We start from the raw sequence: 17,456 nt of genomic DNA on the forward strand, positions 1-17,456 counted from the left end.
CCGGAACACCATAAGTGGCGTTCACGTATGTGGCTGGATAGCGGGGTCTGATTCAGTCGGCTGATCTCCGTTCGGACAACATACGGAAACTCCCCTCACAGCTCCCTCCCCAGCCACTTACAGTGCTCGCACTGGAACGGGGAGGGAGCGCGTCATGCGCAAGGGGGTCAAGGTCACTGTCATCGGCGGGGTGTTCGCCGTGATGGTGGGAGGGGCCGGGTACGGCGCGTTCAACGTCGTGTCCGCGCTGAACGGTGACGGGGGCACGGCGGGGTCGAGCAGGCCGGAGGCCGTGAAGACCGGGCCGCCGAGCAGCGCGGAGGTCAAGGAGACGACGGCGAAGTTCTTCGCGGCCTGGGAGAAGGGGCAGGCGGCGACGGCGGCGTCGTACACCAACAACGAGGGCGTGGCCGGGGCGCTGTTCACCGCCTACGGCCAGGCCGCGCACATCACCGGCGTCAGGATCACGCCCGGTGCGGGGACCGGCGCGACGGTGCCGTTCACGGTGAAGGCGACGGTGTCGTACGAGGGGAGGTCCAAGCCCCTGACGTACAAGAGCACGCTGACCGTGGTGCGCGGGAAGACCACCGGGAAGGCGCTGGTCGACTGGCAGCCGTCCGTCGTCCACCCCGAACTCCAGCGGGGCGACACGCTCGTCACGGGTGAGGCCGCGAGCCCGCCGATCGAGGCCGTGGACCGCGACGGGGCCGTGCTGACGGAGGACAAGTACCCCTCCCTCGGCCCGATCCTGGACGAACTGCGCGGCACGTACGGCGAGAAGGCAGGCGGTACGCCCGGCGTCGAGCTGGCGATCCGGCACGAGGCCGCCGAGTCCGCCGACACCTCGCTCCTGACCCTCGCGGAGGGCAAGCCGGGCAGGCTGCCCACGACGCTCAGCACGAGCGCGCAGGCCGCGGCCGAGAAGGCGGTGAAGAGCTACGACGAGTCGTCGGTGGTCGCCGTCCAGCCCAGCACCGGCGAGGTGCTCGCGGTGGCCAACAACCGCAAGGACGGCTTCAACGCGGCCTTCCTCGGCAAGCAGGCACCCGGCTCCACGATGAAGATCCTCACCGCGGCCACGCTCATCGACAACGGGATCACCGAGATGAACGGCCCGGCCCCCTGCACGCCCGACGCGGTCTGGCAGAGCCAGACCTTCCACAACCTCAAGGGCATGGCCCCGAACGAGAACGCGACCCTCTCCGAGAGCTTCGCCCGCTCCTGCAACACGGCGTTCGTGAAGTTCGCGGACGCGGTGAAGGTGGACTCCCTCACCAAGGAGGCCCAGGACCGGTTCGGGCTCGGCAAGGACAACTGGCAGACCGGCATCCCGTCCTTCGACGGCGGTGTCCCGGCCTCCGGCGGCCCGGACACCGCGGCCAACATGATCGGCCAGGGCCAGGTCCAGATGAACCCGCTGAACATGGCGTCGGTCACGGCGACCGCGATGACGGGCGCCTTCAAGCAGCCGGTCATCGTGCCGCTGAGCCTCGACGACCGTGAACCGGCACGCGCGCGTGGCCTGTCCGCGGACACCGTCGGCCAGCTGCGCGCCATGATGAACCGCACCGCGACCAGCGGTACCGCGGCCGCCGCGATGTCCGGGCTGGCCGGCAGCGTGGGAGCGAAGACCGGCTCCGCCGAGGTGGACGGGCAGACCACGTCCAACAGCTGGTTCACCGGTTACCGCAACGACATCGCCGCCGCGGCCATGACCGAGGAGGGCGGGCACGGCGGTGACGCGGCCGGGCCGATTGTCGCAGCTGTGCTACGGACCGGCGGCTGAACGGGCGGAGGAACTCACCCCCACAGGACGGGACTCTAGGGTGGTTGCCGTCGTTGATGAGGTGCATGAGGGCAACGGGGACCCTGGGGATTCGCGGAGGATTCAGGAACTGTGGGTAACAGAAGGCGCGTCGCCGAGCGACGGAACACGAAGAACCCCGCCGTCATCGGCGGGACGATCGCCGTGGTCGTCATCGGCGCCGGAGTAGGCGTCTACGCGCTGTACGGCGCCGGGGCCGCGGCCGACGACCGGACGTCCCCGACGGCGGCGAGCGCCAAGGAGAAGGCGGTCAAGACGGGCCCGCTGTCGGCGACCGAGGTCACCACGACGGCCCGCACCTTCCTCACGTCCTGGCAGCAGGGCAAGGTGACCACGGCGGCCGCCGCCACGAACGACACCACGGCGGCCACCACCCTGCTCACCGGCTACACCAAGAACGCCCACATCAAGGGCGTCACCCTCACCACGGGCACCCGCACGGGCGACAAGGTGCCCTTCTCCGTCAAGGCGACGGTGTCGTACAAGGGCACCAGCAAGCCGCTGACGTACGACAGTTCACTCACCGTCGTCCGCAACGCCAAGGACGGCAAGCCGTACGTCGACTGGCACTCCGCCGTCGTCCACCCGGACCTCGCGGACGGCGACACCCTCGTCACCGGCGAGTCCGGCACCCCGCCGGTCAAGGCGCTGGACCGGGACGGCGGGGAGATCACCACTGACAAGTACCCGTCGGTGGGCACGGTGCTGGACGGGCTGCGCGAGAAGTACGGCAAGACGGCGGGCGGCAAGGCGGGCATCGAGCTGCGGGTGATCCGCGGCAAGGCCTCCCAGGCCAAGGAAGTCTCCGACGAGACGGTCCTCGAACTCAGCAAGGGCACACCGGGCACGGTCAAGACGACCCTGGACCCGACCCTCCAGGCCGCCGCCGAGGCTCAGGTGGCCAAGAAGGCGAAGTCGTCCGTCGTCCTCCTGCGCCCGTCGACCGGCGAGATCCTCGCGGCCGCCAATGCCTCGCGCGGCTTCAACACGGCCTTCCAGGGCTCCCTCGCTCCCGGCTCCACGATGAAGGTCATCACCGCGTCGCTGCTGATCGAGAAGGGCCTCGCCTCGCCTGAGAAGGCGCATCCGTGCCCGAAGTTCTTCACGTACGGCGGCTGGAAGTTCCAGAACGACGACAAGTTCCAGATCAAGGGCGGCACCTTCAAGGCGAGCTTCGCCCGCTCCTGCAACACGGCCTTCATCAGCCAGGCCCCGAAGCTGTCCGACGACGACCTGACCAAGCAGGCGCAGCAGGTCTTCGGCCTGTCGATGGACAACTGGGCGATCGGCGTGCCCTCCATGGACGGCTCGGTGCCCGTGCAGTCGGACGCCCAGATGGCGGCCTCGCTGATCGGCCAGGGCGCGGTCCGCATGAACCCGCTGAACATGGCGTCGGTGTCCGCGACCGTCAAGACGGGCGTCTTCCACCAGCCGTACCTGGTCTCCCCGGACGTCGACGACCGCACCCTCGCCACCGCGTCGCGCACCATGTCCGCGTCCACCCTGTCCCAACTGCGCGAACTGATGGCGTACACGGCGGCCTACGGTACGGCGGCGGAGGCGATGTCGGGCGTCACCGGCGACGTCGGCGCAAAGACCGGCTCCGCGGAGGTAGACGGCCAAAAGAAGCCCAACGGCTGGTTCACCGCGTACCGCGACGACCTCGCCGCCGCAGGAGTCGTCCAATCAGGCGGCCACGGCGGCGAAACGGCTGGGCCAATCGTCGCGGCACTGCTGAAGATGGGCGGCTAACCAGAAACGCCCCGAGCGGGAGCGCCCCGTAAGGGGCGCGGGGAACTGCGCGACCAGCCACAACGGACCCGCAGCTGACAACATGCCGCCGCGCAGCGCTCAGTGGACGACCGGCGTCCCCGCCAGATACGTCCGCCTCAAGAACCGCATCAACGCCTTCGTCTCGAACTGCACCACCGAAACCCCCGTTGCCGAGTGCAACTCGACAACGGCCTGCACCCGGCCGCACGGCCACACCCGTACGTCACCGGTGCCGGCCGGCGCCCGCAACCCCTGTTCCAACAGGGCCCGCGAGAACGTCCACTCATGCAACCCGCCGGGCAGGCCCACCCGCACCGAACGCGGGTCGGCCTCGGGGTCGTAGCGCAGGACGACCGGAATCGTCTCGCCCTCCTCGATGGGGGCGTCCGTGACGATGTGGGCTCGTGCGTACTGTTCGACTGCAGACATCGGACGGCCCTTCACGCTGCGTAACCTGTGCGAAAGCTGTGCATCCGCTTCCCCTCCAATGTCCCATATTTTGTGGATTACGCCCCTTGACGTCGCGCATCTCATATAGCAGTCGTAAATCTCACGTAGCCGATGTACGAGCCACTCGCTCTTGCAAGAGGGTCGCAACAAGCCACATCATCAGACGGTGCACGTACCTGACGGATTCATAGACGCCCCCACCTCCGCCGTGACCGGAGTCGTCGCCGCTGCCGCCGTCGCGGTGAGCCTGCGCGGCGCGCGCCGCGAGCTCGACGAGCGCACCGCGCCGCTGGCCGGCCTGGTGGCCGCGTTCATCTTCGCGGTGCAGATGCTGAACTTCCCCGTCGCGGCGGGAACGAGCGGCCATCTCCTCGGCGGCGCGCTCGCCGCGATCCTCGTCGGCCCCTATACCGGCATCCTGTGTGTCTCCGTCGTCCTGCTCATGCAGGGCATCCTCTTCGCGGACGGCGGCCTGACCGCGCTCGGTGTGAACATCACGGACATGGCGGTCGTCACGACGGTCGTCGCCTACGGCCTCTTCCGCGGCCTGGTGAAGGTCCTGCCGCGCAGCCGCGGCTCCGTGACCGCCGCCTCCTTCGTCGCCGCCCTCGTCTCGGTTCCGGCCGCGGCCGCCGCCTTCACGTTCCTGTACTGGATCGGCGGCACCACCGACGTCTCCATCGGCAAGGTGGCCACCGCCATGGTCGGCGTGCACATCCTGATCGGCATCGGCGAGGCCGCGATCACCGCGCTGACGGTGGGCGCCGTGATCGCCGTACGCCCGGATCTCGTCTACGGCGCGCGTGACCTGCGGCAGCCCCTGCGGCTGCGGGTGAACGGCGAACTCGTCGACGCACCCGCCCCCGAGGTCGCCGTGGCCGCGCGCACCTCGCACCGCAAGGTGTGGATCGGCGGTCTGGTCGCCTCCCTCGTGCTGGCCGGATTCGTCAGCTTCTACGCGTCCGCCGACCCGGACGGTCTGGAGAAGGTAGCCGCCGACAAGGGCATCGACCAGAAGGTCGAGGAGCACGACGTCGCGGACTCGCCACTCGCCGACTACGGCGTCGAGGATGTCGAGAACGCCCGCCTGTCCGGGGGGCTGGCGGGCGTGATCGGCGTGGGCGTGACGGTGGTCGCCGGCACCGGCGTCTTCTGGGCGGTGCGCAGGCGTCGTACGAGCGACGATTCGTCTCCCGTGAGCACGAGCGTCTGACATGGGAGCCGGACACGCGCACAAGCTCTACCGGCACGCGCACTCACCCGTGCACGCCCTCCCGCCGCACACCAAGCTCGCCGCGGTGCTCGCCTTCGTGGTCGTCGTCGTGTCGACGCCCCGGGAGGCGATGTGGGCGTTCGGGCTGTACGCCGTGCTGCTCGCGACGGTGGCGTCCCTCGCGCGCGTGCCCGCAGGGTTTCTGCTGAAGCGGCTGCTGATCGAGGTGCCGTTCGTCGCGTTCGCGGTACTGATGCCGTTCGTCGCGGAGGGCGAGCGGGTCGACGTGCTCGGCCTCTCGCTGAGCGTCAACGGACTGTGGGGCGCCTGGAACGTGCTCGCCAAGGGAACCCTCGGCGTCGCCGCGTCCGTGCTGCTCGCCGCCACCACCGACCTGCGGGAGCTGCTGCTCGGGTTGCAGCGGCTCAAGCTGCCGCCGCTGCTCGTGCAGATCGCGTCTTTCATGATCAGGTACGGCGATGTCATCGCCGACGAGATGCGGCGGATGCGGATCGCCCGCGAGTCGCGGGGCTTCGAGGCGCGCGGGATCCGGCACTGGAGCGTGCTCGCGAAGTCGGCGGGCGCGCTGTTCATCCGCTCCTACGAGCGTGGTGAGCGCGTACATCTGGCCATGATCAGCCGCGGGTACACCGGCTCGATGCCGGTGATCGACGAGGTGACCGCGGACCGGGCGCAGTGGTCGTACGCACTCACCCTCCCGTTCGCCGCGCTCGTGGTCTGTCTGCTGGGATGGACGCTGTGACAGCTACTCTCGATTCTCCGGCTTCCCTGGAGGTCTCCGGCCTCGCCTTCGCCTATCCCGACGGCCACCAGGCCCTGTTCGGCGTGGACTTCTCCGTCGCACGCGGCGAGCGGGTCGCGCTGCTCGGGCCGAACGGCGCCGGCAAGACGACGCTCGTGCTGCACCTCAACGGCATCCTGACCGGCGGCACGGGCACCGTGAAGGTCGCCGGGCTGCCCGTCGGCAAGCAGCACATGGCCGAGATCCGGCGGCGGGTCGGCATCGTCTTCCAGGATCCGGACGACCAGCTCTTCATGCCGACCGTGCGGGAGGACGTGGCCTTCGGGCCCGCGGCGGCCGGGCTGAAGGGGCCGGAGCTGGAGGCGCGCGTCGACCACGCACTGGAGCTGGTCGGCATGGCGGAGTTCAAGGAACGGCCGCCGCACCACCTCTCCTTCGGCCAGCGGCGCCGGGTGGCCGTCGCGACCGTGCTCGCGATGGAGCCGGAGATCCTCGTCCTCGACGAGCCCTCCTCCAACCTCGACCCCGCCTCCCGCCGTGAACTGGCCGACATCCTGCGCTCGTTGGACGTGACCGTGCTCATGGTCACGCACGACCTGCCGTACGCCCTGGAGCTGTGCCCGCGCTCGCTGATCCTCAGCGAGGGCGTGATCGCGGCGGACGGCAGGACCGGCGAACTGCTCGCCGACGAGGAGCTGATGCGGGCGCACCGCCTGGAGCTGCCGTTCGGCTTCGACCCACGCTCCGTGGCCGCCCCGAACCGTCCATGACGCGTTTCCGTGACGGCCGTCCCCGGTCGTCCGTGACAATGGGCGCGTGACGAACCAAGAGGACGCCGGATCGCCGCTGCTGGACGAGCAGCTGTGCTTCGCGCTGTACGCCGCCCAGCGCGCGGTGACGGCCGCGTACCGTCCGCTCCTCGACGAACTGGGGCTCACCTACCCGCAGTACCTGGTGCTGCTGGTGCTGTGGGAGCGCGGCGAGACCACGGTGAAGGAGCTGGCGGCGGCGCTGCGGCTCGACTACGGCACGGTGTCGCCCCTGCTCAAGCGGCTGGAGAGCGCGGGGGTGGTGCGCCGGGACCGCGCGGCCCATGACGAGCGCTCGGTGGTCGTCGCCTGCACGGAGCGCGGCGAGGAACTCAGGGAACGCGCGGGGCGCCTGCCCGGCGCGCTGCGCGCGGCCACCCAACTCGGCGGCGCCGACGTCGACCGGCTCCGCGGCGAGTTGTGGCAGCTCGCACAACGGGCGCAGGCCGCGGCCGAGCGCTCCCGCTGAGCTCCGGTTACCGCGGGTTTCCACCCCCTGATGCCACCGCGGCCCATTACTGGCGAGTACCTTGTGCGCGATGCACTTGCACACTCCCGTGTTGCCTGCTGCCCCGTCCCACCAGGGGGAGGTCCTGCCATGATCGACGGCACCGCTGCCGACACCCGTCCCGACGGCCCCGCCGACGCCCGTCCCGACACCCGTCCGACGAAGATCGTCTACGTCGCCGAGGCCACCGCTCACGGCGGCCGGGACGGCTATGTCACCAGCCAGGACGGCCAGATCGAGCTGAAGGTCGCGATGCCCCCCGAGCTGGGCGGCGACGGCAACGGCACCAACCCCGAGCAGCTGTTCGCGGCGGGCTACAGCTCCTGCTTCCACAGCGCGCTGGTCCTGGTCGGCAGACGCGAGGGCTACGACCTGAGCGGCTCGACGGTCGCCGCGAAGGTCGGCCTCGGCCCCAACAAGCAGCGCGGCTACGGTCTCGCGGTCGCCCTCAGCGTCTCCCTCCCGGTCCTCGACGCGGACATCGCGGCGAAGCTCGTGGACGCGGCCCACGAGGTGTGCCCGTACTCCAACGCCACCCGCGGCAACATCGACGTAACGATCCTCCTGGGCTAGGGCCTGTCCGGCGGATCATGCCGCAGACGCGGGGTCTGGCACGCCCATCTGCGGCGTTGTCGTCAGTCGCCGACTCCCCCACGCTCGAATGCGCTCGCGCGGGGGGACCCCCATCGCGTCGACTCCCTCCTCCGCCTTGCAGCTGGACGCTCCCCCATCGCCCCCGCTCACCAGCGCTTATAGGGCGCCGCCGATTTCCTGCGACCTGATCCGCCGGACAGGCCCTGACGCAACGAAGGAATCGCAGGCTTCAGAGGGGTGTTCCACCCACTGTCGCAGGTGATCCGGAGGGAAGTACGGGCGTGGACGTGCACGGTGCGGTGGCCGAGGGCTTCGAGCCGGTCAGGGAAGCCTTCGCAGCCAACTTCGAGGTGCTCGGGGACCGGGGCGCTGCCGTCGCCGTCTACCGGGACGGGCACAAGGTCGTCGACCTGTGGGGCGGCACCAAGGATGTCGACGGAGCCGAGCCCTGGGTCCACGGGACCGCACAGATCGTGCGCTCGGCGACGAAGGGCGTCGCCGCCGCCGTACTCCTGCTGCTGCATCAGCGCGGGGAGCTGGACCTGGACGCGCCGGTCGGCGAGTACTGGCCGGAGTTCAAGGCGGCGGGCAAGGAGCGGACGCTGGTGTGGCAGCTGCTCGCGCACCGGGCGGGCGTGCCGGTGCTGGACCGGCCGCTGACGCCCGCGCAGGCCGCGGACCCCGTGCTCGGCGCGGAGGCGGTCGCGGCGCAGGCGCCGGTGTGGGAGCCGGGGACGGACCACGGCTACCACGCGCAGACGTACAGCTGGCTGACCGGTGAGCTGGTTCGGCGGGTCACCGGGCGGTCGATCGGCGACTGGGTCGCGGACGAGATCGCGGGACCGGTCGGGGCGGACCTGTGGATCGGGCTGCCGGACGACGAGATACCGCGCGTGGGACGGGTGGGCAAGGTCGAGGCGCCGGAGCGGGCCGGTGGTCTGAAGACCCGCCCCAAGCGTGCCGTGTCGGACGCCTACGCCGACCCGGACTCCCTCACCCGCCGGGCCTTCGGCGCGATCACCCCGCAGCCGGACGAGAACGACCCCGCCTACCGTGCCGCCGTCCTGCCCGCTTCCAACGGCATCGCGACGGCCGACGGTCTGGCCCGTTTCTACGCCTCGCTGATCGGCGAAGTGGACGCCGGGACACGGCTGTTCACTCCGGAGACGGTGGAGCTGGCCCGCGCCGAGCGTTCCGCGGGCCCCGACCGCACCCTCGTCGTCAGCACCCGCTTCGGCCTCGGCTACATGCTGCACGGCGCCGCCTCACCGCTGCTCACCCCCACCTCCTTCGGTCACCCCGGCCGCGGCGGCGCCCTCGGCCTCGCCGACCCGGAGACGGGTATCGCCCTCGGCTACGTCACGAACGGCTTCCGCAAGAGCGTGACGGCGGATCCGAGGGCGCAGGCACTGGTGCGGGCGGTGCGGAGCGCTCCGCTGGAAGTGCGGTGATGCTGTATCGATTTGCGGCTTCGCCGCGGGCGCGGGCCGGTGGGGGCTGGTCGCGCCCACGCGGCGGTAGCCGCAAAATCAACACAGCCCCGCGCCCCTTTGGGGCGCAGCCCTGGCGTCACAGGGAGGTCGCCCGGAACTGCCAGATCTGCGCCGGGTCCTGCGACCGCAGGGCGGTGAGGTCGGTGCGCGGCGGGTGGATCAGCAGCGGGCTCGTGTCCAGGGCCAGCTCGGTGTCGGGGACCACGACGTGATAGCCGTACACCGCCTCGTGCAGGGACCACTGGACCGGTACGGCGTTCCCCATGACCGGCTGGTTGATCTCGCGGGAAACCGCGTAGCCGAGGTAGCTGCCTTCCTTGACGTTGCGGATGGTGGTGTGGCCGTTGGCCAGGGTCTCGACCTCCCACGCCTGGCCGCCGCCGGCGTTGGGCGGCAGGATCACGACGGCGCCCTCGGCCTCGTCGAGGGTGAGGAGCTGGCGCTGGAAGCGGGAGATCGTGTAGAGCCCGTTGCGGAGAGATGCGGCAGCGCGTGCCGGGCTCGCGGCCGGGAGCAGGGCGGTCAGTCCCAGGGCCGCGACGGTGCCGAGCGCGCCGCGCCGGCTGATGGATCGCTCAGTCATGCCGCGATCGTGGCGCGCCGTCGCCGCCCCGGCCCGCCCTGACCCGCTCGGGCGGGCCGATTTCCCTCAGCCGTGTGAGCCCGCCCGGACCGGTGAACCTCCCTGATCAGGCGTGAATGGTCAGACGTGGATCGGATGCGAGGTGCGCCCCGACGCCGTTTCGATCTCGCCGTGCGCCTTGGTCAGCAGCTGCATGGCGAGTTCGTTGAGCGCGCGTGCCGCGGCGATCTCCTCACCGACCCGTGGCTGATTGGGGTCGGTGTGGTGTCGGCTGGCGTGCCCGTGGGCCCGTACCTCGGTGCCGTCGGGCAAGCGCACCAGCGCAACCGTCCGGGTGTGGGTCTCGTCCTCCTGGAACTCCAGCTCGACATGCCATCCCACTGTGGTGTGCATCATGACGATCACCTCCGGAAGACCTGCTTCCAGAGTGCTCCTTCGGGCGTGCGGGCGCATCCATGAGCACGTCATGTAGACACGATGTGACCCTGAAGGTGACGGATGTCGCACACCGGACGGAAGGTTGCCCCCGCCAAAACCGCCACAGTTAACGTCAACAGGGCACAACCTGAAGTATGCGCTGCTGCCTTTCCGCTCCCCTGGCGGTGCTGGCCGCCCTCCCCAGCCCCTGCGACGTCATGCGCTCCGGCGCACTTCTGGCGCCCGCGATGTTCCGCGGTGCCCTCACGCGCGCCCAGCGTGCACTCTTCGCACGCCCCGTTCTCCCCCACCCCGACGCTCTGTCCGCCGTACACCTCGAACTGGTCACCCTCACCGAGGACCGCGCGATCATCACCTGGTTCACCGGCATCCCCGGCACCGACGACGGCTGGGGCCATATGCTCCCCGCCGTCACCGAGGGCGAGGTCGTCTACGGCACGCACCCCGGCCGCCTCAACCGCACCGCTTCCGAAGGACGCCTGACCGCACACCACCAGGTGGAGATCACCGGCCTGGAACCGGGCCAGACGTACTACTACCAGGCCCGTGCGCGCGGTACGGCCGCCACACCCACGCCCCTGCACCTCGTCCGCGGCAACGCGGTCGGCACCAATCTGCACGGCATCGGCTCGCGCGGCGGACCGTACTCCTTCACCACCCCGCAGCCCCCGCCCGGCAGCCACCTGATGTCGATCGCCCTCTGCAACGACCTGCACCTCGGTGAGACCACCGCCGGCCGGGTGGCCGGGGTGCCGATGCTGCGCGGCATCTCGCAGCACCCGGGGCTCGCGCCGTATCCGGAGATCATGGGCCGGGCCCTGGTCGAGGAGGCGCGGCGGCGCGGGGCGGACGTGCTGCTGGCCGCCGGGGACATCTCGGCGGGCGGGGCGCCGCTGGACCTCGCCGAGGCGAGACGGATCCTGGACGGTTTCGGCGTCCATGGGCGGGACTACTTCGTCGTACGCGGAAACCACGACCGCTCCGGGCCCGCCGGGGACACCTTCAGCGACGGGTTCCTGAACGGCACGGGGACCGGCTATCTCACCCATGACCTGGGCGGACTGCGGCTGATCGGGCTCGACACCTACGAGAAGCAGGGCAACGGCGGGGACGCGGGCGGGCTCGGGGACGAGCAACTGTCGTGGTTCCGGGCACGGCTGCGGGAGCAGCGGGAGCAGCCCACGCTCGTCTTCGGCCATCACCCGCTGACCGTGCGGGACTCGGTCTTCCCGATGGGGCGCGGGCAGCGCCTCGACCGGCGCCAGGCGCGCGCGATCGTCGACGCGTACGCCGACTCGCCCGGTGTCTTCCTTCACCACGCGGGTCACACCCACCGCAACAAGCGCACGGTCCTCATGCGCGCGCCGCATGTGACCCAGCAGGAGGTCAGCGCGGCGAAGGACTATCCGGGCGGCTTCTCCCTCCTCCGTATCCATACCGGCGGCTACGCCCTCAACTACTACAAGTGCGGCGACGACTCGGCCCGGGAGTGGAGCGAGCGGAGTCGGCGTGTTGCCGGGGGGTTGTGGCCGCACCATGCGCTGGGGCGTTCGCCTGCCGACCGCAACAGTGTGCGGGCGCACGACTTGTCCGGGGTTGGCCTGCCGGGGCCGCGGGTGTCCACCGAGGCGGTGGGGGCGTGAGCGCTCCGCGCGGTGGGTAGTTCTTTGGCCGCGGGCCGGTGGGGGCTTGTCGCGCAGTTCCCCGCGCCCCTACGGGGCGCTTTTGGTTACCCGGAATGCGAACTGGCCGCAATATGTCAGTTTGCGGAGGTTTACCAGGGCCGGGCGGCGGCGGGACTTCTTGGCCCAGGTGTCGATCTCGGTGTTGAGGGGGGACTCCTCGCTCCAGTAGCGGCTGTATTCCGGTGCCCGGTCGTCGTAGGAGCGCATGATCAGAGAGATGCCGTCGAGCGAGGGCCGGATCTCCTGGAGGGCGAGCCCGGCCTCCTCGACCAGCACGCGGAAGCCGTACGGCGTGTAGTTCCACAGGCTGTAGGAGTGGTACGGCTCGAACTGCGAGGTGCTGCCGATGAACAGCCCGCCCGGACGCAGCACCCTGCCGATCTCCGCGAGCAGTTCCCGCGGGTGCGAGACATGCTCGAAGACCTGGTGGGAGTAGATCAGGGGGACGCGGTCCGAGCTGAAGGGCAGGCGGACGCCGTCGTAGTACAGCACCGGATCACCACCGGGCGTCCGCTGCCGGGCCTCGGGCGAGTCACGGATGTCCACACCCACCCAGCGCAGCTGCGGGTCGTACCGCCTGAAGAGCGCCGCGGAGGTGCCCCGCCCGCACCCCAGGTCGACCACCCGGTCCGGCCGGCCCGGCGATCTCATCACCTCGTCGAGGTAGTACCGGGACGTCACCTGACGTGCGTGGTCATCGGGGATGCAGTCCTTCAGGAGCTCCCAGAGGGTGGCCATGCGCCGAACGTAGCCGACGAGGCGTCACACGGGCTGTTCTCGTACGTCCACAAGGGTGCCGCCCGCGTGGGCGACCAGGGTCTTGGGCTCCATGGGGAAGACGGTGTACGGGGTTCCGGCGGCGGCCCACACGAGGTCGTGGTCGAGGAGGGAACGGTCGGCGAGCACCCGGGTCTTCGTACGGTGCCCGAAGGGCGGTACGCCACCGATGGCGTACCCGGTGGCCTCCCGCACGACGTCCGCCTTGGCCCGCGTGACCTTCTCGGCCCCGAGTTCCTCCCGGACGCGCTCCAGATCGACCCGCGACGCCCCGTCCATCAGCACCAGCACCGGCACGCCGTCCGCCGCGAAGATGAGCGACTTGCAGATCTGGCTGAGCTCACAGCCGACCGCGGCCGCGGCCTCGGCGGCGGTACGGGTGGCGTCCGGGAAACGCCGGACCCGGGGAGTGACGTCATCGAGGCCCAGCTCGGCGAGGGCTTCGGCGAAACGGGGGTGGACCCCGGACTCAGAAGTGGTCATGAACCGCACGCTAGCGGTGTGTGTCCCCCGCGCGCCCTGCCGTCACGCCGCCACGCTCCCCGATCATGGCGATATGTCCCGATACCTGTTCGACAACAAGCACGACAGCACGCCCGATCGCTTCTCCATCCTTGAGACCACCTACGACCCCTTCTCCCGCCGCCGGCTGGAGGCGACCGGCCTGGCACCCGGCTGGCGCTGTCTCGAAGTCGGCGGAGGCGGCGGCTCACTCGGCGACTGGCTCGCCGAGCGCGTCGGCCCGGCCGGCGAGGTGACGGTCACGGACCTCGAACCCCGCTGGGCGGAGAGCCGCCCGCACGCGTCCAACCTCCGCCTCCTGCGCCACGACATCGTGCGCGACCCGCTGCCGGGCGGCGACTACGACCTCGTCCACGCCCGCCTGGTGCTGCTGCACCTCCCCGAGCGACTCGCCGTACTCGACCGTCTCGTCGATGCGCTGCGCCCCGGCGGCCGGCTGGTCCTCGACGAGTTCGACTGTTCCTGGATGCCGGTGCTTGCCGCGCCCGACGAGTCCGCCGTCGCCCTCTTCCAGCGCGTCCAGTCAGCGCTGCTCGCCGAACTGGAGAAGGCGGGCGCCGACCCGGTCTGGGGCCGCCGCACCCTCGCCGCGATGGCCCGTGCGGGGCTCGGTGAACTCACGGCCCAGACCTACGCCGAGGCGTGGCAGGGCGGCGGCGCGGGCATCGACTTCCACCGCGTCAATATGCGGCAGGCCGCGGAGGGGTTGCGCGAGCAAGGGGTGACCGATGAGGAACTGGGCCGGTTCTACGCCCTGTTGAAGGACCCGGGGTTCGTCGTGAACTCGTACGCGCTGATCAGTTGCCAGGGGCGGCGGCCGTTGCGCACATGAAGAAGCCGCGGCAAAAGGAAGCCGGTGAGGGTAGCCCCGTCCCCACGGAACCCTCACCGGCTGGTCTTGGTCAGAAGCGGCGCGTCAGACGCGTACCAGCTCCCGGTCCTCGTCGGGATCGACGTCCTTCGACCGGTCCTTCAGCCCCTCACCCTCGACGTCCACGTTGGGCAGCACACGGTCCAGCCACTTCGGCAGCCACCAGGCCTTGCGGCCGAGCAGCGCCAGAACCGCCGGGACGATGGCCATCCGGACGACGAACGCGTCGAAGAAGACCGCGATCGCGAGGCCGAAGCCGATCATCTTGATCATGGACTCGCTCGAGCCGATGAAGCCCCCGAAGACCGCCATCATGATCACCGCGGCCGCGGTCACCACACGGGCGCCGTGCTTGAAGCCCGTCACCACCGCCTGGCTCGGCTTCTCGCCGTGGACGTACGCCTCCCGCATCCGGGTCACGAGGAACACCTCGTAGTCCATCGCGAGGCCGAAGACCACGCCGACCATGAAGATCGGCATCATCGACATGATCGGGCCGGTCTCCTCGACGCCCATCAGGCCGGCCAGCCAGCCCCACTGGAACACCGCGACCACGGCACCCAGCGCCGCCAGCACGCTCAGCAGGAAGCCGAGGGCCGCCTTCAGCGGGACGAGGATCGAGCGGAAGACCGCGATGAGGAGCAGGAAGGCAAGGCCCACCACCAGCGCCAGGTACGGGACCAGCGCGTCGTTCATCCGCTGCGAGAAGTCGATGTTCATGGCGGTGGTGCCGGTGACCAGCACCTCGGTGTCCGTCTCGGCCTTGATGGCCGTGCCCTCGTCACGGATGGAGTGGACGAGGTCCTCGGTCTGCGTCGACGACGGCTTGGAGTCGGGGATCACGGTGATGGTGAAGGTGTCCCCGGCCTTGTTGAACGCCGCCGGGCTCACCGACACGACACCGTCCAGGCCCTTGATGTCGTCGATCGTCGTCTGCGCGACCGCCTTCGGGTCGTCGCTGTTCTTGGCGTCGCCCGCGATCATCAGCGGCCCGTTGAAGCCGGGCCCGAAGCCCTCGGAGAGGTGGTCGTACGCTCGTCGCTGTGTCGTGGACGTGGGCTGCGAGCCGTCGTCGGGAAGGCCCAGCTCCAGCGAGGCGACCGGCACCGCGGCGGCTCCGAGGCCGATGACGCCGAAGAGGAGGACGGCGACCGGACGGCGTACGACGAAGCTCGCCCAGCGCGTGCCCATGTTCGGCTTGGCCTGCGCCGCCGCGGACTTCCGGCGGCCGAACAGCTTGCTCTTCTCGCCCGCCGGCTGCACCTTGCGGCCCGCGTATCCGAGCAGCGCCGGGATCATCGTCAGCGCGATCAGTACGGCGATCACGACCGTGCCCGCCGCCGCGAAGCCCATCTTCGTCAGCATCGGGATGTTGACGACCGCGAGACCGGCCAGGGCGATCACGACCGTCAGACCCGCGAAGACCACCGCGGAGCCCGCCGTGCCGACCGCCCGGCCGACCGCCTCCTCGCGGTCGCGGCCCTCGGCGAGTTCGGCCCGGTAGCGGGAGACGATGAACAGCGCGTAGTCGATGCCCACCGCGAGGCCGATCATCATGGCCAGTGTGGAGGTGGTGGAGCCGAGATCGAGGGTGTTGGCGAGGGCTGTGATGCCCGAGACGCCGATTCCCACGCCGATGAGCGCCGTCAGCAGCGGCAGTCCGGCCGCGACCAGGGACCCCAGGGTGATGACGAGGACGACGGCGGCGATGGCGATACCGACGATCTCGGTGGAGCCGGTCTCCGGCGTCGCCTGGAGCGCGTCACCGCCGACGTCGACGGTCAGCCCGGCATCCCGCGCGTCCTGCGCGGCATCCTCCAGGGCTTCCTTGGAGGCGTCCTTCAGCTCCATGCCGGAGACGTCGTACGACACCGACGCATACGCGACCGTGCCGTCCTTGCTGACCGCGTTGGCCTTGAAGGGGTCGGCGACGGAGGTGACCTCGGAGCCGTCGGACAGCTCCTCGACGGTCTTCTCGACGGTCGCCTTGTTGGCGGCGTCGGTCATCTTCTCCCCGTCGGGCGCCTGGAAGACGACCCGCGCGGTCGCGCCGTCGGCGCTCGTGCCGGGGAAGCGCTCCTCCAGCAGGTCGAAGGCCTTCTGGGCCTCGGTGCCGGGGATCGAGAAGGAGGAGGAGCCCGCTGCGGGCGCGCTGGCAGCGCCCACACCCGCGAGCGTCAACAGCGCCACCCATATCAGGGCGACGAAGTGGCGTCGCCTGAAGGCGAGCCGGCCGAGTTTGTAGAGGAACGAAGCCACGAGGGCGTACTCCCGGTCAGGTCGTGGGATGTGCAGGGCAGGGGTGATCAGCCCTGGTGGGTGGCAGGGGTGATCGGCCCGACGACGTGAGCGGTTACGTCAGGTGTGGGGCTAACTGCGGGGACTTACAGGGAGGCGGGTACGCCGAGGGCGGGGAGGACCACGGCGTCGATGTACGAAAGGAGGAAGGCCTGCGTCGGCGGCTGCTCGTCGATCATTGTGCAGGCGGCGAAGGCGCCGATCATCATGTGCACCATGTAGTGGATCGCCGGGTTGTCCGCACGGACCTCGCCCCGGTCGATCGCCCGCTGCACCACGTTCTTGAACTCCGCCATCTCCGGTTCGACGAGATGTTCCCGGAACGCCGCCAGGAGGTCCGGGTTGCCGTGCATCGCCATGGCCAGACCCCGCATCAGCGCGGAGTTCCGCTCCATCTCGCAGTCGTCCGAGCGCATGGTGAGCGCGTGCAGGTCGCCCTTGAGCGACCCGGTGTCGACCCCGCCGAGGGAGGCGCCCGGCTTGTTGTGCCGCACCGCTTTCGCCACCAGCTCGGCCTTGCCGCCCCACTGGCGGTAGAGCGTCGCCTTGCTGGATCGGGTACGGGCGGCCACGGCGTCCATGGTCAGGGCGTCGTAGCCGACCTCCCGGAGGAGATCGAGCACTGCCGTGTACAGCTCGGCCTCGCGCTCGGGGGTGATCCGACTGCGCCGCGGCGTTGCGACCTCAGTCATGCTTCACACCTCTTCTCCACTGGGAACGACACGGTTTCGTACGACACGAATGTAGCGCACCCTTCCGCGAAACGAAACCGTTTCGTACGTGCGCTGGGTCACGTGCGCCTCACGTACGCCGATTTCTCATAAGTTGCTCCGGTCCATCCCCCGGAAAAGCAT

Annotated in this window: 17 protein-coding genes; 10 read left to right on the forward strand and 7 right to left on the reverse strand. The window is 70.2% G+C overall.

From position 1 onward, the window contains the following. Positions 1-154 precede the first annotated feature (154 nt). Both KCH87_RS24145 and KCH87_RS24150 read left to right on the forward strand, forming a co-directional pair. On the forward strand, positions 155-1,786 hold the full coding sequence (locus KCH87_RS24145) for a penicillin-binding transpeptidase domain-containing protein (RefSeq protein ID WP_210588307.1): 1,632 nt from the start codon (positions 155-157) through the stop codon (positions 1,784-1,786). A gap of 111 nt (positions 1,787-1,897) precedes the next feature. Beyond that, positions 1,898-3,577 carry a penicillin-binding transpeptidase domain-containing protein gene (locus KCH87_RS24150; RefSeq protein ID WP_210588308.1) on the forward strand — a complete coding sequence of 560 codons (1,680 nt, stop codon included), beginning with the start codon at positions 1,898-1,900 and terminating at the stop codon, positions 3,575-3,577. Positions 3,578-3,676: 99 nt separating this feature from the next. On the opposite strand, the gene KCH87_RS24155 is transcribed toward KCH87_RS24150, so the two are convergent. Next, entirely contained in the window at positions 3,677-4,027 is a 351-nt protein-coding gene (locus KCH87_RS24155) for an SsgA family sporulation/cell division regulator (protein ID WP_210588309.1), read from the reverse strand. A 187-nt stretch (positions 4,028-4,214) separates the two neighbouring features. Here KCH87_RS24155 and KCH87_RS24160 point away from each other — a divergent pair, with 187 nt between their 5' ends. The 6 genes from KCH87_RS24160 to KCH87_RS24185 all read left to right on the forward strand — a co-directional run bounded on the left by KCH87_RS24160 (position 4,215) and on the right by KCH87_RS24185 (position 9,386). Then, positions 4,215-5,261, forward strand: a complete 1,047-nt coding sequence (locus KCH87_RS24160) for an energy-coupling factor ABC transporter permease (protein ID WP_210588310.1) — start codon at positions 4,215-4,217, stop codon at positions 5,259-5,261. Position 5,262: 1 nt separating this feature from the next. After that, positions 5,263-6,024, forward strand: a complete 762-nt coding sequence (cbiQ, locus tag KCH87_RS24165; RefSeq protein WP_210588311.1) for a cobalt ECF transporter T component CbiQ — start codon at positions 5,263-5,265, stop codon at positions 6,022-6,024. Continuing rightward, on the forward strand, positions 6,012-6,794 hold the full coding sequence (locus KCH87_RS24170) for an energy-coupling factor ABC transporter ATP-binding protein (protein WP_210588312.1): 783 nt from the start codon (positions 6,012-6,014) through the stop codon (positions 6,792-6,794). The genes cbiQ and KCH87_RS24170 overlap by 13 nt, the downstream gene beginning before the upstream one ends. Before the next feature lie 46 nt (positions 6,795-6,840). Next, positions 6,841-7,302, forward strand: a complete 462-nt coding sequence (locus tag KCH87_RS24175) for a MarR family winged helix-turn-helix transcriptional regulator (protein ID WP_210588313.1) — start codon at positions 6,841-6,843, stop codon at positions 7,300-7,302. A gap of 129 nt (positions 7,303-7,431) precedes the next feature. Continuing rightward, the gene (locus KCH87_RS24180) at positions 7,432-7,914 is read left to right on the forward strand and encodes an organic hydroperoxide resistance protein (RefSeq protein ID WP_210588314.1); all 483 of its coding nucleotides are present in this window, start codon (positions 7,432-7,434) and stop codon (positions 7,912-7,914) included. Between the two features lie 302 nt (positions 7,915-8,216). Continuing rightward, positions 8,217-9,386 carry a serine hydrolase domain-containing protein gene (locus tag KCH87_RS24185; RefSeq protein WP_210588315.1) on the forward strand — a complete coding sequence of 390 codons (1,170 nt, stop codon included), beginning with the start codon at positions 8,217-8,219 and terminating at the stop codon, positions 9,384-9,386. 118 nt (positions 9,387-9,504) lie between these two features. Here KCH87_RS24185 and KCH87_RS24190 read toward each other — a convergent pair whose 3' ends face one another. Together KCH87_RS24190 and KCH87_RS24195 are read right to left on the reverse strand one after the other, a co-directional pair. Beyond that, entirely contained in the window at positions 9,505-10,011 is a 507-nt protein-coding gene (locus KCH87_RS24190; protein WP_210588316.1) for an RICIN domain-containing protein, read from the reverse strand. A gap of 120 nt (positions 10,012-10,131) precedes the next feature. Further along, positions 10,132-10,407, reverse strand: a complete 276-nt coding sequence (locus KCH87_RS24195; RefSeq protein WP_210588317.1) for a DUF1876 domain-containing protein — start codon at positions 10,405-10,407, stop codon at positions 10,132-10,134. 176 nt (positions 10,408-10,583) lie between these two features. Here KCH87_RS24195 and KCH87_RS24200 point away from each other — a divergent pair, with 176 nt between their 5' ends. Then, complete coding sequence (locus KCH87_RS24200) at positions 10,584-12,092, forward strand: metallophosphoesterase family protein (protein ID WP_210588318.1); 1,509 nt, start codon at positions 10,584-10,586, stop codon at positions 12,090-12,092. 69 nt (positions 12,093-12,161) lie between these two features. On the opposite strand, the gene KCH87_RS24205 is transcribed toward KCH87_RS24200, so the two are convergent. Both KCH87_RS24205 and KCH87_RS24210 read right to left on the reverse strand, forming a co-directional pair. Then, positions 12,162-12,872 (reverse strand): class I SAM-dependent methyltransferase, encoded by a 711-nt coding sequence (locus KCH87_RS24205; protein ID WP_210588319.1) that lies wholly within the window; start codon positions 12,870-12,872, stop codon positions 12,162-12,164. Between the two features lie 24 nt (positions 12,873-12,896). After that, positions 12,897-13,394: a YbaK/EbsC family protein gene (locus KCH87_RS24210; protein ID WP_210588320.1), complete on the reverse strand. Its 498-nt coding sequence runs from the start codon at positions 13,392-13,394 to the stop codon at positions 12,897-12,899. A gap of 73 nt (positions 13,395-13,467) precedes the next feature. Here KCH87_RS24210 and KCH87_RS24215 point away from each other — a divergent pair, with 73 nt between their 5' ends. Then, a complete protein-coding gene (locus KCH87_RS24215; RefSeq protein WP_210588321.1) occupies positions 13,468-14,265 on the forward strand; it encodes a methyltransferase in 798 nt (265 codons plus the stop codon). Positions 14,266-14,349: 84 nt separating this feature from the next. On the opposite strand, the gene KCH87_RS24220 is transcribed toward KCH87_RS24215, so the two are convergent. Beyond that, positions 14,350-16,563, reverse strand: a complete 2,214-nt coding sequence (locus KCH87_RS24220) for an MMPL family transporter (RefSeq protein WP_210588322.1) — start codon at positions 16,561-16,563, stop codon at positions 14,350-14,352. 125 nt (positions 16,564-16,688) lie between these two features. Continuing rightward, positions 16,689-17,294, reverse strand: coding sequence for a TetR/AcrR family transcriptional regulator (locus KCH87_RS24225; protein WP_210588323.1), 606 nt, complete (start codon positions 17,292-17,294; stop codon positions 16,689-16,691). Between the last annotated feature and the right edge of the window lie 162 nt (positions 17,295-17,456).

Source organism: Streptomyces sp. GESEQ-35 (assembly GCF_017948485.1).
Taxonomy (GTDB): domain Bacteria; phylum Actinomycetota; class Actinomycetes; order Streptomycetales; family Streptomycetaceae; genus Streptomyces.